20 protein-coding genes and 1 tRNA gene are annotated in these 20,826 nt (G+C 63.2%); 14 read left to right on the forward strand and 7 right to left on the reverse strand.

The genetic code is table 11. From position 1 onward, the window contains the following. Positions 1-92 precede the first annotated feature (92 nt). Positions 93-299 (forward strand): hypothetical protein, encoded by a 207-nt coding sequence (locus V5735_RS14985; RefSeq protein ID WP_423744238.1) that lies wholly within the window; start codon positions 93-95, stop codon positions 297-299. A gap of 156 nt (positions 300-455) precedes the next feature. Next, the gene (locus V5735_RS14990) at positions 456-2,870 is read left to right on the forward strand and encodes an amino acid permease (RefSeq protein ID WP_423744239.1); all 2,415 of its coding nucleotides are present in this window, start codon (positions 456-458) and stop codon (positions 2,868-2,870) included. A 21-nt stretch (positions 2,871-2,891) separates the two neighbouring features. Here V5735_RS14990 and V5735_RS14995 read toward each other — a convergent pair whose 3' ends face one another. Further along, on the reverse strand, positions 2,892-3,920 hold the full coding sequence (locus V5735_RS14995) for a DHH family phosphoesterase (protein ID WP_423744240.1): 1,029 nt from the start codon (positions 3,918-3,920) through the stop codon (positions 2,892-2,894). Between the two features lie 287 nt (positions 3,921-4,207). Between V5735_RS14995 and trkA the strand changes: the two genes are divergently transcribed. Together trkA and V5735_RS15005 are read left to right on the forward strand one after the other, a co-directional pair. Continuing rightward, complete coding sequence (gene trkA / locus V5735_RS15000; RefSeq protein ID WP_423744241.1) at positions 4,208-5,548, forward strand: Trk system potassium transporter TrkA; 1,341 nt, start codon at positions 4,208-4,210, stop codon at positions 5,546-5,548. Beyond that, positions 5,545-7,143: a TrkH family potassium uptake protein gene (locus V5735_RS15005; protein ID WP_423744242.1), complete on the forward strand. Its 1,599-nt coding sequence runs from the start codon at positions 5,545-5,547 to the stop codon at positions 7,141-7,143. The genes trkA and V5735_RS15005 overlap by 4 nt, the downstream gene beginning before the upstream one ends. 34 nt (positions 7,144-7,177) lie before the next feature. Here V5735_RS15005 and V5735_RS15010 read toward each other — a convergent pair whose 3' ends face one another. The 3 genes from V5735_RS15010 to V5735_RS15020 form a co-directional block, all read right to left on the reverse strand. Continuing rightward, positions 7,178-9,403, reverse strand: coding sequence for an amino acid permease (locus V5735_RS15010; protein ID WP_423744243.1), 2,226 nt, complete (start codon positions 9,401-9,403; stop codon positions 7,178-7,180). After that, positions 9,403-9,837, reverse strand: coding sequence for a universal stress protein (locus V5735_RS15015; RefSeq protein WP_423744244.1), 435 nt, complete (start codon positions 9,835-9,837; stop codon positions 9,403-9,405). The genes V5735_RS15010 and V5735_RS15015 overlap by 1 nt, the downstream gene beginning before the upstream one ends. Positions 9,838-9,995: 158 nt before the next feature. After that, the gene (locus V5735_RS15020) at positions 9,996-10,451 is read right to left on the reverse strand and encodes a hypothetical protein (RefSeq protein WP_423744245.1); all 456 of its coding nucleotides are present in this window, start codon (positions 10,449-10,451) and stop codon (positions 9,996-9,998) included. Positions 10,452-10,537: 86 nt separating this feature from the next. Between V5735_RS15020 and V5735_RS15025 the strand changes: the two genes are divergently transcribed. Further along, complete coding sequence (locus V5735_RS15025; RefSeq protein WP_423744246.1) at positions 10,538-11,155, forward strand: adenylate kinase; 618 nt, start codon at positions 10,538-10,540, stop codon at positions 11,153-11,155. Between the two features lie 6 nt (positions 11,156-11,161). Here V5735_RS15025 and V5735_RS15030 read toward each other — a convergent pair whose 3' ends face one another. Then, positions 11,162-11,506, reverse strand: coding sequence for an SHOCT domain-containing protein (locus tag V5735_RS15030; RefSeq protein WP_423744247.1), 345 nt, complete (start codon positions 11,504-11,506; stop codon positions 11,162-11,164). Positions 11,507-11,655: 149 nt separating this feature from the next. Here V5735_RS15030 and V5735_RS15035 point away from each other — a divergent pair, with 149 nt between their 5' ends. The 6 genes from V5735_RS15035 to V5735_RS15060 all read left to right on the forward strand — a co-directional run bounded on the left by V5735_RS15035 (position 11,656) and on the right by V5735_RS15060 (position 16,640). Then, positions 11,656-12,570 (forward strand): DUF106 domain-containing protein, encoded by a 915-nt coding sequence (locus V5735_RS15035; protein WP_423744248.1) that lies wholly within the window; start codon positions 11,656-11,658, stop codon positions 12,568-12,570. Positions 12,571-12,609: 39 nt separating this feature from the next. Next, the gene (gene cmk, locus V5735_RS15040; protein WP_423744249.1) at positions 12,610-13,188 is read left to right on the forward strand and encodes a (d)CMP kinase; all 579 of its coding nucleotides are present in this window, start codon (positions 12,610-12,612) and stop codon (positions 13,186-13,188) included. Beyond that, positions 13,188-14,060 (forward strand): RNA-guided pseudouridylation complex pseudouridine synthase subunit Cbf5, encoded by an 873-nt coding sequence (locus V5735_RS15045; protein ID WP_423744250.1) that lies wholly within the window; start codon positions 13,188-13,190, stop codon positions 14,058-14,060. The genes cmk and V5735_RS15045 overlap by 1 nt, the downstream gene beginning before the upstream one ends. Positions 14,061-14,129: 69 nt before the next feature. After that, positions 14,130-15,188, forward strand: a complete 1,059-nt coding sequence (locus tag V5735_RS15050) for a succinylglutamate desuccinylase/aspartoacylase family protein (protein WP_423744251.1) — start codon at positions 14,130-14,132, stop codon at positions 15,186-15,188. 44 nt (positions 15,189-15,232) lie between these two features. Further along, positions 15,233-15,303, forward strand: a tRNA-Pro gene (locus tag V5735_RS15055). A gap of 272 nt (positions 15,304-15,575) precedes the next feature. Next, a complete protein-coding gene (locus tag V5735_RS15060; protein ID WP_423744252.1) occupies positions 15,576-16,640 on the forward strand; it encodes a 3-keto-5-aminohexanoate cleavage protein in 1,065 nt (354 codons plus the stop codon). A 13-nt stretch (positions 16,641-16,653) separates the two neighbouring features. On the opposite strand, the gene V5735_RS15065 is transcribed toward V5735_RS15060, so the two are convergent. Together V5735_RS15065 and V5735_RS15070 are read right to left on the reverse strand one after the other, a co-directional pair. Continuing rightward, a complete protein-coding gene (locus V5735_RS15065) occupies positions 16,654-17,205 on the reverse strand; it encodes a hypothetical protein (protein WP_423744253.1) in 552 nt (183 codons plus the stop codon). 87 nt (positions 17,206-17,292) lie between these two features. Further along, positions 17,293-17,817: a hypothetical protein gene (locus tag V5735_RS15070; protein ID WP_423744254.1), complete on the reverse strand. Its 525-nt coding sequence runs from the start codon at positions 17,815-17,817 to the stop codon at positions 17,293-17,295. A 195-nt stretch (positions 17,818-18,012) separates the two neighbouring features. On the opposite strand from V5735_RS15070, the gene V5735_RS15075 reads away from it, so the two are divergent. From V5735_RS15075 to V5735_RS15085, 3 genes are all read left to right on the forward strand, one after another. After that, positions 18,013-18,744, forward strand: a complete 732-nt coding sequence (locus V5735_RS15075) for a hypothetical protein (RefSeq protein WP_423744255.1) — start codon at positions 18,013-18,015, stop codon at positions 18,742-18,744. 58 nt (positions 18,745-18,802) lie between these two features. Continuing rightward, positions 18,803-19,759 carry a glycosyltransferase gene (locus V5735_RS15080; protein ID WP_423744256.1) on the forward strand — a complete coding sequence of 319 codons (957 nt, stop codon included), beginning with the start codon at positions 18,803-18,805 and terminating at the stop codon, positions 19,757-19,759. Between the two features lie 81 nt (positions 19,760-19,840). After that, positions 19,841-20,818 (forward strand): beta-ribofuranosylaminobenzene 5'-phosphate synthase family protein, encoded by a 978-nt coding sequence (locus tag V5735_RS15085; RefSeq protein WP_423744257.1) that lies wholly within the window; start codon positions 19,841-19,843, stop codon positions 20,816-20,818. The last annotated feature ends 8 nt before the right edge of the window (positions 20,819-20,826 follow it).

Raw genomic sequence — 20,826 nt, forward strand, 5'->3', positions numbered from 1 at the left:
TCTGAAACGACCGTTCTCAACGAATATTTCTACAGTTTTGGCAACAAATCTTTTGAACGTTCCCGATGTTGCTTGCGATGGAGAGATCGACGATGGCATCCACGTACCAGCGATTGGAAGACGGTTTGGAAGAAAAGGGAGAGATAATGGTGAAGCTCGCTGGCGGCGAGGAGCTCGAACTCCACACGCACAACGTCGAGTTCGAGGAGGAGCCGTACATCCGCATCGACGCGGACGACCAGGTTCACTGGGTCGATGCGTCTCAAATCGCTCACTACTGGATTCACGAGGAACTCTGACGACGTACTGACAGGGGGCTGAAACGACACGCTTCAACGCTCGAAACGCCTTCGTGCGGTTCCTCCGATGGACCCGACCCATACAATAATCATTCATGACAATGTTTGCTAACGATTGCGGTAGAACTTTCCTTACTGGAATACGATGTGAGAGCGATGGACCATAGTTCGAGCGAGGCGGAAGCGGAGGGCGGTTCGACGGGGGACGGCTCCGTCGAGACCGAACTCTCCCGCGACATGAGTCTGTTCGACATCACGTTTATCGGTGTCGGCGCGATGATAGGGGCGGGCGTGTTCGCCCTCACCGGGTTCGCGGCGGGTATCGCCGGTCCGGCCCTGACCATCGCGTTCATCATCAACGGATTCGTCGCGATGTTCACCGCCGTTTCGTATGCGGAACTCGGCGCGGCGTTCCCCGAGGCAGGTGGCGGTTACCTCTGGGTGAAAGAGGCACTCGTCGACCCGAACGGTTTCTACGCCGGGTGGATGAGCTGGTTCGCCCACGCGGTCGCGTGTGCGCTGTACGCCGTGACCTTCGGGACGTTCTTCGTCGAATTCCTGCGCATCGGTTTCGGCCTCCCGACCGAGTTCGCTCTGTTGGGCTTCATCACGCCCGTCATGGCCGAGAAGGGGCTGGCGGCGTTGGTCGTCGTCGCGTTCGCGTACATCAACTTCCGGGGCGCCGAAGAGACAGGAAAGGCCGGAGTCATCGTGACCGGTATCAAGGTCGTCATCCTCGGCATCTTCGTCGCTTTCGGGTTGACGACGACGTTCAACAACCCGAACTGGACGGCGAAGTTCCTCGACAGTCCGAGTTTCGCACCGAACGGCTTCATCGGCATCGTCGGCGCGATGGGATTCACCTACATCGCCTTCGAAGGATACGAAATCATCGTCCAGTCCGGTGAGGAGGTCGTCAACCCCGGAAAGAACGTCCCCAAGGCCGTGTTCTACTCGATGGCCATCGTCGTGCCGATATACGTGCTGGTCGCGTTCGCGGCCATCGGCGGCATCACGCCGACCGCCGACCTTATCGGCAAGGCGGCCGGTGTCAGCGGCTCGGCCGCGAGCGTCCCGACGTGGGAACTGCTCGGCGGTCTCGGCGAACTCGGCATCATCGAGGCGGCGGGGCAGTTCGTGCCGTACGGCGCGTTCCTCCTGCTGTTCGCCGGACTCGCGGCGACCATGAGCGCGCTGAACGCCACGGTGTACTCCTCCAGTCGCGTTTCGTTCGCGATGGGCCGCGACCGGGCGCTTCCCGCGTTCTTCGACCGGATTCACCCCGACAAGCGGACGCCCCACTGGGCGATTTTGCTCTCGGGTATCCTCATCATCCTGATGGCAATTTCCCTGCCGATAGAGAGCGTCGCCGCCTCCGCCGACCTGATGTTCATCCTACTGTTCGTGCAGGTGAACTGGACGGTCATCCGGATGCGCCAGACGCACCCCGACCTGCCGCGCACGTACAAGGTTCCGTACATGCCGTGGCCGCCGCTCATCGGCATCGGGTTGCAGTTCCTACTCACGCCGTTCCTCGTCTACGAACTCGGCCTGAAGCCGGGTATCGGCCCGGGGTCCGAAGGGTTCGTGGCCCTCGTCACGACCGCGGTCTGGATGATCATCGGGCTGGGTGTCTACTACGGTTACTCCAAGCAGAAGGAAGCCGAGCAGATGGAGGAGGAGACGCCGACCGTCGTCACCGAGCGTGTCCCCTCGGAAGCCGACAATCAGATCGTCGTCCCCATCGCCAACCCAGAGAGCGCGCCGCAGTTGATGCGGACCGCGACCGACATCGCGCGCGACCGGAACGGCGAAATCCTCGTCATGAGCATCGTCACGGTGCCACAACAGACGCCGCTGTCCGAGGGTCGGAAGTTCATCGACGACCAGCGTAACGTGTTGGACGAGGCGATGGCCATCGCGGAGGACGAGGACGTCCCCGTCAGCGGGACGATTCGTATCGGTCACGACGTGTCGAAGGCCATCCTCAACACCGTCGAACAGTACGACAGCGACACGGTGTTGATGGGTTGGAAGGGCCAGCACAAGAGCCAACGACGGGATATCGTCCTCGGCAGCAACGTGGACCAAGTGGTTCAGAACGCCGACTGTGACGTGTTGGTCGAGCGCATCGGACCGGACGAGGGTGCGGCCGAATCCATCCTCGTCCCGACGGCGGGTGGTCCGCACGCCGAACTCGCCGCCGAAGTGGCGGACAACATCGCCCGCTCGAACGACGCGACCGTGGAAGTCATCCACGTCGTCGGTCCCGACGCGACCGAGAGCGAGCGCGCGAACGCACAGACCGTGCTCGAGGAAGCGAAAGACGACTTCAGCGAGGGGACGACCGTCACGACCGAACTGCTGACCGGCGACGACGTTATCGACACCATCGTCGAACGCACCGGCGAGCACGACCTGACCATCATCGGCGCGACCCGCGAAGGACTGCTCCAGCAGTTCGTCTTCGGCGCGCTCCCCGAACAGGTCGGATGGCGCTCGAAGAGCACCATCATCATGGCGAAGCGCAACCTCGGTATCACCTCTCGCCTCTCGCGCTGGCTGCGATAGGCGACCGTCGATTTTTCGTCGTTACGGGTTTCCGGCTATCTGTTCGAAGAACCGTTCGGTCAGCACCTCGCTCACGAGTTCGACGAGCGCGTCGTCGCGGTCGTCGAGCGCACCGAACAGGCCGAGCGGAATCGCCCCGCCCGCCATCGCTCGGTGGCCGCCGACGCTTCCCATGTCGTCGAAGGCACCCACCAGAAGGTCGCCAGCGTGAATCCGAGGGTTACGGGTCCGCGCGCTCAGGTGCACCGTGTCGTCGATGATGCCGAAGACGAGGGTAGTCGAAACTCCTTCGAGGTTGAGCAGGTAGTCGGCCGCTTGCGGGAGCGTGTCCCGCTCGGTGGTTCGACCTGCGTGCGAGACGAGGTGCGACCCTCGAACGACGCGATTTTGAATCGTGTCGGCGATGGAGTCGAGCGTCTCGTGAGTGAACAGCGAGTCCGAGAGCCGACGAAGGAGGTCCACGTCCGCGTGCGGGTGGAGGTGCCGGGCGTTCGTGTACTCCGCCTCGGTCGCGTCCCGCGTGAATTCGAGCGTTTCGCGCCGGATGCCGAACAGCAGGGCGGTCGCCAGTCGAGTGTCGAGTTCGACGTCGAGTTCCACCAGATACTCCGTCAGCATGGAGGCCGTCGCGCCGACGTCTTCCCGGTGGTCAACGTGCACGCCTTCGACGTTCTCGTTCGGATGGTGGTCGATGACGATATCGGGGACGCATTCCGCGGGGACGCGGTTGTTCTGTCCCGGAATCGCGTGGTCCACGAATCCGACGATATCCGTCGAACCGAGACACTCCTCGGCGAACGGGTGTAACTCCACGTCCAGTAGGTTGACCATCGCCCTGTTTTGTTGGTGCGTTATCTCGCCGCCGTAGTAGAGGTCGGTTTCGGCGACGTTCGCGGACTCGGCGATGGCGGCGAGTGCGAGCGCGCTGCTGATGCTGTCCGGGTCCGGGTTGTCGTGACAGACGACCGCGAGCGAGTCGGCACCGCCGAGCACGGCGAGGAGCGAATCGCATCGGTCGGTCGGTCGATGGCGGGGCGTATCGAGGGACATCGTTCATCGGTGTCCCGACCGTTGCACCGCGGTCGAGAACGTGACCGACGCTATCGACGACGAGTATTGTAGTTGTTATTGATTATATTTTTGACACAGGTGGTTTCAGCATCGGCCTACCACGCGCCGACGAACGGGTAGCACTCCCCTTCTGACGGATGTGTCTCGGGATACCTCCCGATACGAGCCGTTTACCGGCTGTTCTTGCCATTCTCGTTTCGGATCGAGCCGTGCGACGAAGAACGATAGCTTCTCGGTGGAGAGGAACGCGAGGAACGAACGAACTCATGCGAATCGTCATCGTCGGCGCGGGTGAAGTCGGCTCGTCCATCGCGGCCAGTCTCTCCGATACGCACGAAGTCGTGGTCGTGGACCGGGACGGTGAACGAGTGGAATCGCTCACGTACTCGCTCGATGTGCTTCCGATACAGGGCGATGGAACCTCGCTCGACACGTTGCGTGACGCGGGCATCGAACGCGCCGACATGGTTATCGCCAGCACCGACGACGACGAGACGAACCTCGTCGTGTGCGGGACGGCGAAGACCGTGGACGACCCGTTTACCATCGCCCGAGTGAAGAAAGTGGATTACCTCCAGACGTGGGAAAATGCGGATCCCGGCGCGTTCGGCGTGGATTTTCTGGTGTGTACGAATCTGCTCACGGCGACGGACATCGTTCGCGTCATCGGCCTCCCCGCGGCGCGCGACGTGGACCCATTCGCCGGTGGGAAGGTCCAGATGGCGGAATTCGAGGTGCGAGGCGACAGTCCGCTGGCGGAACAGACGATTCGGCAGGCCGACCGCTTCGATTCGCTCACGTTCGCCGCCGTCATCCGCGACAGGGACGTCGATATCCCGCGCGGAGAAACGGTCATTCAGGCCGACGATAAGGTCGTCGTCATCGGCAGTCCCGAGAGCGTCCAGCAGTTCGCCAAGGAAGTCGCTCCCGACGAGACGCCGAGCACGGAGAAGGACGTCGTGGTAATCGGCGGCAGCGAAATCGGCTTTCACACCGCTCGACTGCTGGAGAACCGCAATCTCAGCCCCAGACTCATCGAACAGAACTCCACCCGCGCCCGCTCGCTGGCCGAAGCGCTGCCGGGAACCGTCGTCATGGCGAGCGACGCCACGGACACGGACTTCCTGATGCGCGAGCACGTCGACGAGGCCGACGTGGTCGTCGCGGCGCTGGAAAACGACGAGAAGAACCTCCTCGTCTCGCTGTTGGTTCGCCAACTCGGTGCCGAACGAGCCATCGCCATCGTCGAGAACACGGAGTACGTCTCGCTGTTCGAGACGGTCGGCATCGACGTGGTTATCAACCCGCGCGAGGTCACGGCCGAAGAGATAACGCGGTTTACCCGCGAGGAGCGCGCCGAGAACATCGCGCTCATCGAGAACGACCGCGCGGAAGTGCTCGAAATCGAAATCGACGCCGACAGCGTGCTCGTCGATAGACCCATCAGCGAAGGCGTCGCAAATCTCCCCGACGGCGTGGTTATCGGTGCGATAACCCGCGACGGCGAATTCATTGTCCCGCGGGGCGATACGACCGTGAAACAGGGGGACCACATCGTGGTGTTCGCCCATCGAAACGTGGTTTCGGAAGTGAGTGGCGCACTATGACCCTCCGCGTCGATTGGCGGGCGAGCGTGAGCCTCGTCGGAACGGTCGTCAAGTGGCTCTCCGTCCCGCTGGTGTTCCCGCTGCTCGTCGGACTCTACTACGGGGAGGGCATCGGCACGTTCGTCACGACGATGGTCGTCGCCGTCGTCGTCGGGTGGTCGCTCGAACGCGTCGAACCCGACCCCGATATGGGTGCGCGCGAGGGGTTCCTGATGGTCGCGCTGACGTGGTTCGCGGTGTCCATCGTCGGCGGTCTGCCCTACGTCATCGCCGGAAACGACGTCTCGTTGCTGAGCGGCTATCCCTACATCGTGGTCCAGTCGGGGCCGTCCACGCTCGCACATCCCGTCAACGCGCTGTTCGAGAGCATGAGCGGATTCACGACGACTGGCGCGACCGTGATGGGCGACATCTCCTTCGAGACGCACTCGCGCGCGCTGTTGATGTGGCGGCAGTTGACCCAGTGGCTCGGTGGAATGGGAATTGTCGTCCTCGCGGTGGCGATTCTGCCGGAACTGTCGGTCGGTGGTGCGCAGTTGATGGACGCGGAAGCGCCTGGTCCCGGCATCCAGAAACTCACCCCGCGAATCGCGGAGACGGCGCGGGCGCTCTGGAAGGCGTACCTCGGCATCACCGCGCTCGAAATCCTCCTGCTGTTCGGCCTCCACGTTCTGGGGAACGTGCTCGGGACGCCGCTCGCGCCGCAGATGACGTTCTACAACGCCGTCGCGCACGGATTCACGACGATGGCGACCGGGGGGTTCTCCCCCGAGGCGCGGAGCGTCGAGGCGTTCTCGGCGGTCGTTCAGTGGGTCATCGTTCCGTTCATGATAGCGGCGGGGACGAACTTCGCGTTGTTCTGGCACGTCCTGAACGGGAATCCGCGGCGACTGTTCGAGGACGTCGAGTTCCGCTTTTACGTCGGCATCTTGGCCGTCCTCTCCGCGGTTCTGTCCGTCCTGCTGTACACCCATCAGGGGTTGGTGTTCGTCCCGAACGGCCCGGCCGTCGCCGGGAACATCGAATCGTCGGTTCGACACGCCACCTTCCAACTCGTCTCCATCGTCACGACGACGGGTTACGCCAGCATGGACTTCAACACGTGGAACAGCTCCGCCCAATACCTCATGCTGGGCGCGATGCTCATCGGCGGCTGTGCGGGGTCGACCGGCGGTGCCATCAAAATCGTGCGGTGGCTCGTCATCCTGAAATCCTTCCGCCGGGAGCTGTTCACGAACGTCCACCCCGAAGCTGTTCGTCCGGTTCGACTCGGCGGTCGAGCGCTCGACGAACGTGCGGTTCGCGGTATCTACGCGTTCACGCTGCTCTACGTGGTCATCTTCCTCGTCGCCACGCTCCTCCTCTTCCTCGACATCGAGCGGACCGGCCCGAACATCAACACGCTCGAAGCCATGAGCGCCATCGCTTCGACGCTCGGGAACGTGGGGCCGGGATTCCAACTCGTCGGCCCGATGAACAACTATCTCCCCTTCTCGAACAGCGCGAAACTCCTCATGGTCGTCCTGATGTGGGTCGGACGCTTGGAAATATTCCCGGCGCTCGTCCTGCTGACGAGCGCGTACTGGCGGTCGTAGGGATTCCGAGAAATCAACGTCGAATTCGGGATGATTACCCGATGAGCCGCTCTCGCACCGACCGCTTTCGCTGCTTTTCCGCGAGGAGGACGGAACAGTCCACGTCGTCAACGATGTCGAGCGCGAGCGACCCTCGGACGAGACGGGAAAGGAGGCCTTCCTCGGTCGCGCCGATGACGAGCAGCGAGCAGTCGCCCGCCGCCCGTTCGATGGCCGCTTCGACGTCTTCGTCGTCCACCACGACGAGGTTCGCGTCCTCGATGCCGTGTTCCGTCGCCCAGTCGGCGAGGAACTCCTCGCCCGCGTCGCGCGACTCGTCGGTGACGTGGAGGAGCGAGAGTTCGGAGTCGTACTCCGCCTGCAGCATCCGCGCGATGGCCGCGCTGAGCGCGGAGTCCGGCCCACCGGCAGTGGGAACGAGCACGCGACCGGGGTCGAGTCCCCTATCTCGGAGAACCACCACGTCGCACGGAAGCCCGTTCGTCAGTTCGTCGATGGCGCTCTCGGCTCGGCCGGGGGAGCCGTGGCTGTCCTCGCCCCACCCCATGACCACGAGGTCCGCGGCGTGGGTTCGGGCGGCGTCGAAAATCTCCTCGAACGAGCGGTGCGAGAGGATGGTGTGCGTTTCGACGGGAACCCCGAACGTCTCGGCGTCCGTGCGCGCCCGTTCGAGGAGTTCGGCCGATTCGGCGTCGAGTTCCTCGACGTGCGCCGCGCCGCTGGCGAGCGGCGTCTGATCCGGAACCTGCACGATGTGCGTCGCGACGACCGTTCCGTCGCGCTGGCTCGCCACGGCGCTGGCGAGCGAGATGAGGTCCGTCTCGTGTTCGGGGTTGGCCAACGGCACCATCACGCGGTAGTCGCCGCCGTCCGGTTTCACGGTCGATACGGCGGAGACGGCCGATTCGGGCATCGTCTCCGGTTGGCTAAGGACGTGATCCGTGAGGACGCCCTGTTTTTCGGTCTTTCTGCGGGCGTAGAGGAAGTACCACCCGACCGAGCCGACGACGAAGGCGACGGCGAGCATCGGCGCGACGATGTCGGCGGACGCCATGAAGCCGATGAGGCCGAACGAGGTGAGAGCCCCCAGAATCGGCGTGTACGGGTACAGCGGCACGCGATAGTCGGGATGGTAATCATCGGTGTCGGCCTCCCGCATCACGATGAGCGCGACGTTGAGCAGGCCGTAGATGACGAGGTGGAGGACGCTCCCGGCCGTGGCGAGCACCTCCACGTCGCCGATGACGACGAACAGGAGGATGAGACCCCCCGTGACACCGATGGAGCGGTACGGGGTGGTGAACCGGTCGTGGATGTCGTTGAGCCAGTTGCTCACCAGTTTGTCCCGGCCCATGGCGAAATTGATGCGCGAGGACGCGAGAATCGAGGCGTTCGCGCTGGAGGCCGTTGCGAGTAGGCCGCCGAACGTGAGGGCGACCGCCCCGGCCGGACCCATCAGCATGCTCGCCACTTCGACCACCGCGGTGTCGTTGTTCGCCACGACGTCGAGTTCGACCACCGAGAGGAGGACCAGCAACACCAGCGCGTAGATAATCGTCACGATGACGACGCTCCCGATGACGGCGCGGGGAAGGTTCTTCCCGGGGTTCTGAATCTCCTCCCCGACGGACGTGATTTGGACGAAGCCGAGGTACGAGACGAAGATGAGTCCCGTCGTCGGCAACAGCGGCGTGATACCGTTTGGCGCGAACGGCCGAAGCGTTGAGAGGTCGGCGTGGAACGCGCCGACGACGGAAAAGACCGTCAGAATCCCGACGAGCGTCACGACGATGATGTTCTGCAGTCGCCCCGTCTCCTTCGCGCCGACGTAGTTGACGAGGACGAACAGCGACCCGGCCACCAGCGCGCCGAGCTGTGACGGCGAGAGGAAGCCGACCGACGGGACCGACAGGAATTCGGTGACGTACTGGCCGAAACCCAGCATGTAGAACGCCGAGGCGAACGCCAGTCCCATCCAGTTACCCCACCCCGCGATGGAGCCGAACAGCGGTCCGAGCGCGTGGTTGATGTAGTAGTACGCGCCGCCCGCTTTCGGCATCGCGGTGCCGAGTTCGCTCGCAGAAAAGGCGGTCAGCACCGCGACGAGGCCCCCGACGATGAACGAGAGGATGACGAGCGGCCCGGCTTCCGCGGCGGCGACGCCGGGAAGGACGAAGATGCCCGCGCCGATCATCGTCCCGACGCCGATGGTGAGCGCGGCGAGCGGTCCGAGGTCCTTTGCGAGTTCCTCGTCCGACATCAGTTCGCCTCCGTGTCGGGAAGGACGACTATCGGTCTGTCCGACTTCGTGACGAGCGAGTGCGCCACGTCCCCCGTGAGCAGTTGTATCCATCGGCTGCCGTGCCGCGGCGAGAACACGATCGCCGTCGCGTCCACGTCGTCCGCCACGTCGAAGATGGCGTCCGCGATGTCCGTGCCGTAGGTGAGTTTCGTCTCGACCGGAACCCCGGCGGCGTCACAGCGGTCCGTGACGACGGAAAATATCTCGTCCGCGCGTTCTTCGCGCTGTTCGACCGACGCCTTGTCGGGAATTCCGCCGCCCTTCTCGACGACGTGCACTGCGACCACGCGGCCGTCGGCGTCGGCAACGCGGTCGAGTGCCGCGTCGCACGTCGTTTCCGCGTCCTCCTCGGTCACGACCGGGAGGACGATTCGCTCGAACAGTCCCGTCATGTGACGTACCAACCCGTGTCGATTACCTGTCGGGTGTACCGTCGCGTCGCGTCGGTCCAGTGTTCTATATCGGGCGTATCTCGAATGGCGTGTCGATGTGTCATGCGTCCCCGTAATCTCCGAGCAGGGTGATAACGACTACGAAACCAGCCACGAACTCACACTTCGACGGCCCACACCGTCACCGACTCGGAACGGCCGTACACGTCGCGGAACGCCCGCTCTACGAACTGTGCGATGCGGTTCGCGTCGGCTTTCGCGCTGATGTGCACGTTCGTCCCCTCCGCGTCGTCCGGGCTCTCCAACCGCTCGATTTTGAACGCCGGGAACTCCCGGACCAACTCCTTGAGCGCGGCCAGTTCCTCGTCCGTGCAGTCCACGTTGAGCGTCCGGTCGCCGAACTGTATCCACGGCGGGAGTTCGGTTTCCACCTCGGTTTCGTCCGTTTCCTCGGTCTCGTCTCCCTCCGCCGCGGCCATCGGTTCCGCTTCGGAATCGATGTCCGGTTCGGCCACCAGCGTGCAGAAGGCGCTCCCGCGCTCGCGGTGTGCGGTGATGGCGTCCACGACGAGTTTCCGCCGCTCAGTCGGCGTCGAAGCGCTGAATCGAGTCATACCGGTCGTTCGCTCTCGGGCGACAAAAACCGGGTGCTCCGCTCGGTTTCCGTAAGCCTTTATGCGAGGACGGCGCAGGTGAGTGCATGAACCCGAACATCCTGATTTTGGGTGCTCCCGGTGCTGGGAAAGGGACACAGAGCGCACGAATCGCCGAGGAATTCGACGTGGAACACGTCACGACCGGCGACGCGCTCCGCGCGAACAAGCACATGGAGACGGAACACGGTACCCCCGCGAGCTTCATGGACGCGGGCGAACTCGTTCCCGACCCCGTGGTGAACGAAATCGTGAACGCCGCCCTGTCCGAGGCCGACGGCTACGTCCTCGACGGCTACCCGCGAAACCTCTCACAGGCGGAGTACCTGGACGACATCACCGACCTCGACGTCGTTCTGTACCTCGACGTGGCCGAGGACGAACTCGTCGGCCGTCTCACCGGCCGCCGTCTCGACCCCGAGACGGGCGACATCTACCACGTCGAATACAACCCCGCCGAGGACGAAGCGGTAAAGGAGCGACTCGTCCAGCGCGACGACGACACCGAGGAGACGGTGCGCGAGCGGCTCCGCGTCTACCGCGAGAACACCGAACCCGTCATCGAACACTACGAGGACACGGGCGAACTCGTCCGCATCGACGGCGAGCAGACGCCCGACGGGGTGTGGGACGACATCAAGGAAACGGTCGAAGAAGAGGCCTGAACGCGGCTACTCGAACGACAGTTCTTTTTCCCGCGACTCGCTCGGTTCCGCTTCGAGGAGCGTGTCGAGTCGCCGTTCGAACTCCGCCTCGTCGATGTCGCCGTTGGCGTACCGCGCCCTGAGCATCTCCACGGCGTCGAGCTCCGTTTCGTCCTCGTCGCCCTCGACGGCCGTTTCGTCGCCGTCGCGCAGGTACCACACGAGGAATCCGAGAACGGCGACGATTCCGAGGAGATAGGGTGCTTGCGTAGCGACAACCGTGATGATTCCCGTCAGAAAGATGGCGAACCCTCCCAATACCATCGCGCGCCAAAAATCGTGCTCCGGAAGGATTTCACTCAGTTCGCTCATGTCTCCGTGTTATCTGACAGCTGTAAAAAATTTATCTTCGGTCATGCCGTCGCGCCGGTCGTTTTTCCGCGTGTTCGTCGTCGGGACGCTTCGCGTCCGCTCGTGCCGATGGCGAAGGTTGATTAACGCCGAATTCCAAACGTGCTACAATGGCACGGACAGCGCAGAAGGTAGAATCGCTCATCGCCGAGGACCCGGCGATGGCCGACGCCCTCTCGGTCATCTACGAACGGACCGACGAAGGGTCGGATGAAGTTCAATGGCAGGACGTGAGCGACGACCTCACCAGCGGTCAGTGGGGTCGGCTGATAGAGAAGGGTATCCTCGTGGACGGTATCCACGGGTTCGAACTCGCGGACCCCGATGAAGTCGCGGACGCCCTCGACGACTCCGGGTCGGCGACGACCAGCACGGCTTCCTCGTCCAGCGACGTGGACGACATCGAGACCACCACGTGGTCGAAGTGGGACAAACTCGCGGCGGTGGCGAGCATCGGCCTGTTCTTGGGCTACTCCCAGAACGGCATCCGCGCCGCCGTCGGGCAGGTCGTCGACGTGGTGCTCGGCCCCATCGACGCCGCGCTCCCGTTCTACGTCGTCATCATGATCGTCGCCATGCTGACCGGACTGTACACCACGCTCCTGCAGGACAACCTGATGGACATGGAGAAGATGGGCATGTATCAGGAGCGGATGAAGGACATCCAGAAGCGCCAGAAGGAAGCGAAGGAGAAGGGCGACGAGCAGGCGATGGAGCGCATCCGACAGGAACAGATGGAAGCCATGGGCGACCAGACGGGCATGTTCAAAGAGCAGTTCCGCCCGATGGTCTGGACGATGTTCATCACCATCCCGGCCTTCCTCTGGATGTACTGGCGCATCGGCGACGGTACGCCGGCAGTCATTCCGCACAGGGTCGTACTCCCCCTCGTCGGCGGGCCTTATGGATGGACGCATGGCGCGATCGGCCCGATGCAGACGTGGATCGTCTGGTACTTCCTCTGCTCGATGGCGTTCACGCAACTCATCCGCAAGGCGCTGAACATCCAGACGACGCCGACGTAAGTTCAAAACCTCTTTCTTGGTGCCCGTTCGAGGGTACATATGTTATTGACCGTCTCAGGCCCACCGGGGAGTGGGAAGAGTACGACTGCGCACGGACTCGCGGACGCGTTCGGATTGGATCACGTGAGCGGCGGCGACATCTTCCGCGAACTCGCCGCTGAGCGCGACCTGACACCGCTCGAATTCAACAAGCTGGCCGAAGAGGACGAGGAGATAGACCTCGATTTGGACCGACGCCTCCGCGAAATCGCAACAGAGGAGGACGACATCGTGCTTGAATCCCGACTCGCCGGGTGGCTCGCCGGAGAGCACGCCGACTTCCGAATCTGGCTCGACGCGCCGCTCGACGTGCGCGCGGCCCGCATCGCGGACCGAGAGGACAAAACCGAAAAGCAGGCCGCGACCGAGACCCGCGCCCGTGCGGGCAGTGAGGCCCAACGCTACGACGAGTACTACGGCATCGACATCACCGACCTCACCATCTACGACCTGAGCATCAACACCGCGCGTTGGAATCCCGACGACGTTCTCGCCATGTTGACGACGGCCGTCGAGAACTACGAACCGGACTCCGACGAGGGCAAGTACCCGATCACCGGCGTCACCTACGACTTCTGATGACGCTTCGCGGCCCACCAACCGAGCGTTCGCCCGCGGAACTCCTCGAATTCGGAGTCGTCAACCTCGACAAACCGCCCGGCCCGTCGGCCCATCAGGTCGCGGCGTGGGTGCGGGACCTCTGCGAGGTCGAGCAGGCGGCCCACGCGGGCACCCTCGACCCAAAGGTCACCGGGTGTCTGCCGACGCTGACCGGCGCGGCTACCCGCCTCTCGCAGGTCTTCCTCGAAGGTTCGAAGGAGTACGTGTCGGTCCTCGAACTGCACGAGACGGCTCCGGCCGACATCGAGGCCATCGTCTCCGAGTTCGAGGCACCGCTGTATCAGAAGCCGCCGCGGAAGAGCGCCGTCTCGCGGAAGCTCCGCGTGCGCGAGATTTACGAGTTGGACGTGCTGGAAGTACAGGACAGAAAGGCGCTCCTCGGGATTCGGTGCGAGAGCGGAACCTACATCCGAAAGCTCTGTCACGACGTCGGCCTCGCGCTCGGAACCGGAGCGCATATGGGCCACCTCCGCCGGACGGCGACCGACCCGTTCGACGACACCGACCTCGTGACCCTCCACGACCTCTCGGACGCGCTGGCGCGCTGGCGGGAGGAGGGCGAGGACGATTGGCTTCGGGAAATCGTCCGTCCCGCGGAGGCCGCTTTGACCCACCTCCCGAGCGTGACCATCGCCCCGAGCGCCGCCGAGCAGGTCGCACACGGTGCACAAGTGTACGCGCCGGGCGTCATCGAGGCGGAGGAGGCAGACCGGGACCAACTCGTCGCCTGTCACACGCCGAACGGCGCGGCGGTCTGTCTCGGCCGAATGGTCGGCGACGTGGACGCCGACAAGGGGACCGTGGTCGAACTGGAGCGCGTGTTGGTTTAGGACTCAAATCCCGTTCTCCCTGCCTGCCGGTTCACGCTGCTTTTTGTCGCGTGCGAATCACCACCCGGTATGCAAGTCGGCACCGCGGAATCTATCCCCGGCGAACTCGTCACCGGATGGTTGGACGTCACCGACCTTCCGACAGGAACGCCCGAACGCCTCCCCGTCCTCATCGCGGAGGGGGAGGAAGACGGCCCGACGCTGTGGATTACGGCGTCGATTCACGGCGACGAGGTGACGGCCCTCGCCACCGCACAGGACGTTATGCATGAGGAGTTGGCGTCGAAGATTCGCGGGACGGTCGTCTGTCTCCCTAATTTGAATCCCGCCGGACTCCGCCGGACGACCCGCGCCTCCTACTACCACGGTGACGACCCGAACCGCTATTTCCCCGACCCGGACGCGGACGGGTCGCGTCCCCCGCGCGTGCAGGAACTCATCGACGGACGGGTGTTCGACGCGTTCGCCGACTCGGCGGACGCGCTCGTGGACCTCCACACCGCGCAGGTCGGGTCGATTCCGTTCGTGATTCGGGACCGGGTCCTATTTGGAACAGAGCGCGACGAGGAGGAAGCCAACGACCTCGCCGACGAACTCGAACGCCTCGTGGACGCCTACGACTTCCCGGTCATCAACGAGTACGTGGCCGAGGAGTACGTGGAGCAGAATCTTCAGCGCTCGACGGCGGGTGCGGCGCTGAACAACGCCGGAATTCCCGCGTTCACGGTCGAACTCGGCGGCTTCGAGGTCGTCGAGGAGAACACCCGCGAGAAGGGCGTCGTCGGCCTGTTGAACGTCATGCGCGAACTCGACATGCTACCCGGCGACGCGGAACCGACGGGACTCGCCGCGCCCGTCGACTTCCCGGTCAAGCGCGCGGTCCATCCGCACACCGAAACGGCCGGAATCGTTCGCCACCGCGTCGAGGCGGGGGACACCTTCGAAGAGGGGGACGTCATCGCGGACATCGTGACGCCGCACGGCGAACCGAAGGCGACGGTCGAAACGGACCACGACGGCTACGTCGTCGGGCGCTATCACGGCGTCGCGGCCTACGAGAACGACCCGCTCACGAGTCTGGCGGTGCGGGACGACGGCGACGTGGTAGTCCCGCGCTCGCAGGAGTGAAACGAAGGGCTTAACATAGGCACTCTCCTTTTGCAGAATGTAGCGGGACCGTGGGGTAGTGGTATCCTCTGCGGATGGGGTCCGTAGGACTCGAGTTCGACTCTCGGCGGTCCCACTCTTTGATTGGACTACGAACGGCGAGCGAAGCGGGTCTTTCCGTGGTCCCATGCTTCTGTTGGGAGCAGGAACGGCGAGCGAAGCGGGTCTTTCCGTGGTCGCTCATCCGTCAACGACGCTCGTACGCTTGCGGATCACTTTGGAGTTCGATGTACCGTTTTGTTCCGTGAAGGATGTGTGTGTCAGTTTATTACCAGTTCATCGCATCTTTGTTTTCAGATTTATAATCTTAAGAGAAGATTAAAATAATGGTGGGACAACCGATTAGATATGTCGAAAAAGGAACCCACCGGCACGGCCGGTAGGGACGACAGCCGCGACGCCCTCCATCGAAATCTCTACGACGATTTGTCGTTCGACGAACTCGAATCGTCGCCGACGTTCACTCCCGAGATGGCGAAGGAGTTCTTCCCGGTTCACCGCGAGGAGCCCATCGACACGATGGGCGGGCCGGTCGTCATCGAATGCGCCTATCCCGGATGGCAGGCCGGTGGCGAGCACTACCCCGCCGTCCCGGACACGCTCGAAGAACAGAGTCTGGGACTCATCGAGGGTATCGAGGCGGGTGCCGCCGCGGTGCACGTCCACCCGCGAAACGAGGAGCGGCGGCCCCAGTGGGAGAGTCCGGAACTGCTCGCCGAGGTGCTGGACCCCGTGTTCGAGGCGTGCGGAGAGGTGATTACGACGAGCCAGACGTGGATAACGGGCCCGCACGCCGATTACGTGACGGCGACGGAGAAACTGCTCCGCATGGGCGACGGGAACAAGTACTGCCAGGGGTCGGTCGTCCTCCCGATGGGATTGTTCGGCGCTGGTACCCACCACTCTCCGTCGGCCATCACGGAAGGCGTTCGGTTCTTCCAAGAAAACGGGGTCAAACCGGTGTTCCAGTTGTACGACACGCACGTCCTCTACGACTTAAAACATCGACTGTTCGAGAAGGGCGAGGTGGAGGGCGATTCGCACATGCTGAACCTCTATCTGGGCGCACACCACTCCCAGACGACGAACAACGACCCGTGGTCGTACCTCAACGTCATCTCCTCCATCTACAACGCCCGCGAGACCATCGACGACGCCATCGTCGGCGTCAACCCCGGCGGGCGAAACTGGCTTCCGACGCTCGTCCTCGGCCTGCTCGCGGGTGCGAACGTGGTCCGCGTCGGTATCGAGGACACCTACTGGCGATACCCGCACCGGGACGAAGTGATTCAGGACAACACCGAAATCATCGAACTCGCCGTGCAGTTCGCCGAGATGCTCGGCCGAGAGGTCATCACGAACCCCGACGAGGCCCGCGACTTCCTCGGCATGGAGTACACCTCGCCACGCTAATATCGTACGTCGGCTACTGCCACGAAACCACGTACGTCACTAGTTGCATCCCGTCTCTCGACCCCCGAAATACCGCCTCGACGTCGGCGTCCTCGTCACCCCACGTTTCGACGACGCCGGTGATGAGACCCCTGTTCAACTCCGGCGGATACGGATTCACGCACACCATTCGTCCCTCGGTTTCGCCCGTCTTCTCGAATTCGTAGTAGCCGACCTCCCCGTCGCGGTGGTTCATCTGGTACACATCGTCCACGCTCGAGAGGGCGCTCTCCACCGAATCGACCGTCGACGGCCACTCCACGACGTCGGGTATTTTCGTCCCGATTTTCGTCACCGTCTTCGGTCCGACCGTCTCGGCCAATTCGTCGAACGCGTCGAGATACGACTCCATCGGGTACCACTCGCCGGGTTGTGGTTTCGGGATTCCGTTCTCTTCGAGGATGGAAAGCGCCCGCCGCTCGTACGCATCGGAGAAGGACCCGACTCCGCTGACGATGGAAGAAACCGCTCGCCCTTCTACTTCGATGCCACTGATGTCCGTTCCGCGTCGTTCCGAAATATACACACAGGGATAGTTTCCATCTATAGGATATTTGTTTTATTATAAGATTCGGGACAATATAGGGCCGGTTGATAACTGGCGTGCGCTCGATTACCACGAAACGTCGAACGCCCGTTTGCTCGCCGTTTCGTCCCGCTCGACTTCGACGAATGCACCGCTATCGTTGAACTTCTTGACGATACCTTCGACGATTCCCTGGTCCATCGGCGACGGGTACGGAGTCTCACAGATCATTCGTCCCTCCGTTTCGCCGGTCTTCTCGAACTCGTAGTAGCCGACGTCTCCACCGCGGTGATACATCTGATACACGTCGTCGAGCCCGGTCAATCCGGCCTCTACGGAGTCGATTTGTGGTGGCCACTCTACGGTTTCGGGAATCTCCTTCCCGATGGTCTTGACGGTTCGCGGGCCGATACCGTCGACGAGTTCGTCGAGCGACTCTATCGCTGCCGGGAGAGAATACCATTCTCCCTCCCGTGGTTCGGGAACGCCGTTTTTCTCCAACACGTCGAGAACGCGCTTACGGTACGCTTCCGATAGCCGAGAGACAGCCTGTACGACGGATGTGAGAGAGTCTCCTTTTACTTGCGTGTTTGCCGCTGCCGTTTGAGGCATGAAAATTATTTCAGAAACGTATATTAAATAACTTACTATTACAAAATTAAATAACTGGAAAATATAAATGTTTTACAATTATATTGTGGAGCAAGCGGGTGGAGGAAGCCCCTGAGTTAATGCAATATATTTATTTTTAATATATTATATGTCTTCCCCCACAGATTTATTATTTCCAATATTATATATTGTAATATGAGTGCCGATGGCGACCCGTTTGAATCCTCGTCGGGCGATGAAGCGTACGAAATCGAGGACGTGGCGTTCATTGGACGAACGTTCGAGGAGTACGTTCGAATGTTCGATCTCGACCTCCAGCGACTCGACGGGGGGAGGATACTCGACTGTCCCTCCGGTGCGTGTGCGTTCGTCGCGGAGGCGACCCAGCGGGGACTCTCCGCGGTCGGCGCGGACGTCATGTATCGCGTCGATTACAGCGACCTCGATACGCGCGGGGAACTCGACATCGAGATGGCACTCGAGGGGTTCGACGACGCGGAGGAGTTGTTCGAGTGGGACTACTACGGCGACGTTGACGGCCTTCGAGACCACTGGACCGAGGCCTACGAGACGTTCCTGGACGACTACCCCGCCGGACGCGCCGCCGGTCGGTACGTCCCTGCTAAACTTCCCGACCTCCCCTTCGAGGACGACGCGTTCACGCACACGCTTTCGGCGCATTTGCTCTTCCTGTACGCCGACCGACTGAGCCACGAATTCCACGTCGAGTCGCTCCGCGAACTCGCTCGCGTCACCGCCGAAGAAGTTCGCGTCTACCCTCTCGCGGACTTCGAGGGGACGCCGTACCCGCGGCTGGACGACCTCCTCGATTCCCTTCGGTCAGACGGGTACGGCGTCGAGATTCGCTCCGTTCCGTTCGAGTTCCAACGCGGTGCGACGGAAATCCTCGTCGTCGACTGTGCCTGATTTTCTTCCGAAACGGGAAATCCAAATATACTTCCCACGGCAGGGAAGACAGTTGGCCATGAGCCGGACCGTTGCTGTCGCACATTATCCGGAAGGCGCGGGGCACGCGACCCGGATGCTTGCGGTGGCACAAGCATTGGAAGGGCCGGAGACGGATGTCGTCCTCGCAGGCGGTGGTCCGGGGTCCCAGTTCATCGAGCACAACGGCTACGAGGTCTACCGTCCAGCGACTGTCGATTACATCGGTGACTATCAGGGCGGGTCGATTCTCGACGTGGTGACCCGAAGCGTTCCGAACAGCGGTCGGCGGGTGTTCGACTTCGTTCGATGGCTCCGCCGCGAAGACCCCGCTGCTCTCGTGACGGACGACATGTTCGCCGCGATGGCGGCCCACTGCACCGATACGCCGCTGTACGTTCTCACCCACAACGCCGCATCCTACTACGACGCCGCCATCGAAGAGGTGTTCACGTGGATTCTCAACCGCTACCAGATTTCGGTGTCTCACGCGTTCTTCTATCCCGCCGTGTGGCCGCCGGACCGCGGCGACCCGCCGGGCGTCGTCCACATCCCTCCCATCGCCCTCGAACCCAACGGCGAGGAACCCCCTGATGACATCGACGTGCTCCTCGTTCCGAGCACCTACACGACCAATTTCGTGGAACTCGCCCGCGCCCTCGAAGACGACGGCAACGACGTGACCCTCGTCGGTCACGACGGCTGGGAGTCGGTGGCGTCGCTCCTCCCGTGGATTCAGGCCGCAAACGTCGTCGTCTGCTCGGGCTACTCCACAGTGATGGAGGCCGCCGTCGCCGGGACGCCCTGTATCATCTACCCGTTCACCGACGAGCAACACGGCGTTTCGCGGGTCATCGAACGCCGCGGCCTTCGCGGGTTCCAAATCGAGCACTCGATTCCGCACGTCACCCGCGCGGTACGCCATCCCCCCGAATCCCCCGAGTACGAAAACGGGGCGGATCGCGCGGCTGAGTACGTTCTGGACCACATGGGGTAGCTCGTTTTCGACGGCTCGTGTGATAGCACGGTAATTTGCCACTGCCGAAATCGCCATCCCGCTCTCGACTGACCGCTAGGTATGGTACAGGTGACGGTCGGGGGGCGACTCCACTTCGGCTTTCAGAACCTCTCGCTCGCCCACGAGCGACTGTACGGCGGGTTGGGAGTCGCTCTTTCCTCGCCGACCGTCTCCATCGAGGCGACACCGGCGGACGAGGTGCGCTGTGACGACCCGTGTGCACGCGAGTACGCGAGCAGGGCCACGGACTTGCTCTCCGTCCCCGGCGCGGACGTTCGAGTTCACCGGACGCTCCCGAGACACGTCGGGCTCGGGAGCGGGACGCAACTCGCGCTGGCCGTCTTCGCCGCCGTCGCCCACGCCTCCGGCGACGACCCGGCGGTCCGCGAGCACGCGCCCGCCCTCGACAGGGCGGGGAGGAGCGGCATCGGCGTCTCGACGTTCGAGCGCGGCGGCTTCGTCGTTGACGCCGGACATCCCACGGAACGCTTTACCACTGCTCGCCCCGCACGTGGCGACTGGTCGGTCCCCCCCGTCGTCGCGCGACACGACGTTCCCGACGACTGGCGGTTCGTGCTCGTCCTCCCGGACGCCGAACCCGGCCGGAGCGGTGACGACGAGGACGCGAGCATGCGCTCGGTCGTCGAACGCGCGGACCCGACAATCGCCGAGGACGTCTCGTCGATACTCCTCCGTCGGGTGCTTCCGGCGATTGCGGAAGGGGACCCGGACCGGTTCGGCAGTGCGGTCGCGGAGATCGGTCGCCGAAACGGCGCGTGGTACGCCGACGAACAGGGCGGCGTCTATCGGCCACCCGTCGGCGAACTCGTCACCGCCATGGAATCCTCCCCGGCGGTGTTCGGTGCCGGGCAGTCGTCGTGGGGACCCGCGGTGTACGGCGTGACCACGCGGACGTTGGCCGACGGAGCCGTCGAGGCGGCTCGAAACGCGCTCGATTCCGCGGGCGTCGCCGGAGACGTGTTGCTCACCTCGCCCCGGAACGCCGGAGCGAGCGTAAACGGTAAGCGTCAGGAATGAGAGGGGGG

It is taken from the genome of Haladaptatus sp. SPP-AMP-3, assembly GCF_049568665.1.
Taxonomy (GTDB): Archaea; Halobacteriota; Halobacteria; order Halobacteriales; family Haladaptataceae; genus Haladaptatus; species Haladaptatus paucihalophilus.

Excerpts from the sequence above, each read along its gene's own strand:
- V5735_RS15015 (WP_423744244.1), bottom strand. The coding sequence starts at position 9,837 with ATGACGGGACTGTTCGAGCGAATCGTCCTCCCGGTCGTGACCGAGGAG.
- cmk (WP_423744249.1), top strand. The coding sequence starts at position 12,610 with ATGTTATTGACCGTCTCAGGCCCACCGGGGAGTGGGAAGAGTACGACT.
- V5735_RS14990 (WP_423744239.1), top strand. The coding sequence starts at position 456 with ATGGACCATAGTTCGAGCGAGGCGGAAGCGGAGGGCGGTTCGACGGGG.
- V5735_RS15020 (WP_423744245.1), bottom strand. The coding sequence starts at position 10,451 with ATGACTCGATTCAGCGCTTCGACGCCGACTGAGCGGCGGAAACTCGTC.
- V5735_RS15060 (WP_423744252.1), top strand. The coding sequence starts at position 15,576 with ATGTCGAAAAAGGAACCCACCGGCACGGCCGGTAGGGACGACAGCCGC.
- V5735_RS15005 (WP_423744242.1), top strand. The coding sequence starts at position 5,545 with ATGACCCTCCGCGTCGATTGGCGGGCGAGCGTGAGCCTCGTCGGAACG.
- V5735_RS15030 (WP_423744247.1), bottom strand. The coding sequence starts at position 11,506 with ATGAGCGAACTGAGTGAAATCCTTCCGGAGCACGATTTTTGGCGCGCG.
- V5735_RS15050 (WP_423744251.1), top strand. The coding sequence starts at position 14,130 with ATGCAAGTCGGCACCGCGGAATCTATCCCCGGCGAACTCGTCACCGGA.
- V5735_RS15045 (WP_423744250.1), top strand. The coding sequence starts at position 13,188 with ATGACGCTTCGCGGCCCACCAACCGAGCGTTCGCCCGCGGAACTCCTC.
- V5735_RS15025 (WP_423744246.1), top strand. The coding sequence starts at position 10,538 with ATGAACCCGAACATCCTGATTTTGGGTGCTCCCGGTGCTGGGAAAGGG.
- V5735_RS15085 (WP_423744257.1), top strand. The coding sequence starts at position 19,841 with ATGGTACAGGTGACGGTCGGGGGGCGACTCCACTTCGGCTTTCAGAAC.
- V5735_RS15010 (WP_423744243.1), bottom strand. The coding sequence starts at position 9,403 with ATGTCGGACGAGGAACTCGCAAAGGACCTCGGACCGCTCGCCGCGCTC.
- V5735_RS15080 (WP_423744256.1), top strand. The coding sequence starts at position 18,803 with ATGAGCCGGACCGTTGCTGTCGCACATTATCCGGAAGGCGCGGGGCAC.
- V5735_RS15075 (WP_423744255.1), top strand. The coding sequence starts at position 18,013 with ATGAGTGCCGATGGCGACCCGTTTGAATCCTCGTCGGGCGATGAAGCG.
- trkA (WP_423744241.1), top strand. The coding sequence starts at position 4,208 with ATGCGAATCGTCATCGTCGGCGCGGGTGAAGTCGGCTCGTCCATCGCG.
- V5735_RS14985 (WP_423744238.1), top strand. The coding sequence starts at position 93 with ATGGCATCCACGTACCAGCGATTGGAAGACGGTTTGGAAGAAAAGGGA.
- V5735_RS15035 (WP_423744248.1), top strand. The coding sequence starts at position 11,656 with ATGGCACGGACAGCGCAGAAGGTAGAATCGCTCATCGCCGAGGACCCG.
- V5735_RS15070 (WP_423744254.1), bottom strand. The coding sequence starts at position 17,817 with ATGCCTCAAACGGCAGCGGCAAACACGCAAGTAAAAGGAGACTCTCTC.
- V5735_RS14995 (WP_423744240.1), bottom strand. The coding sequence starts at position 3,920 with ATGTCCCTCGATACGCCCCGCCATCGACCGACCGACCGATGCGATTCG.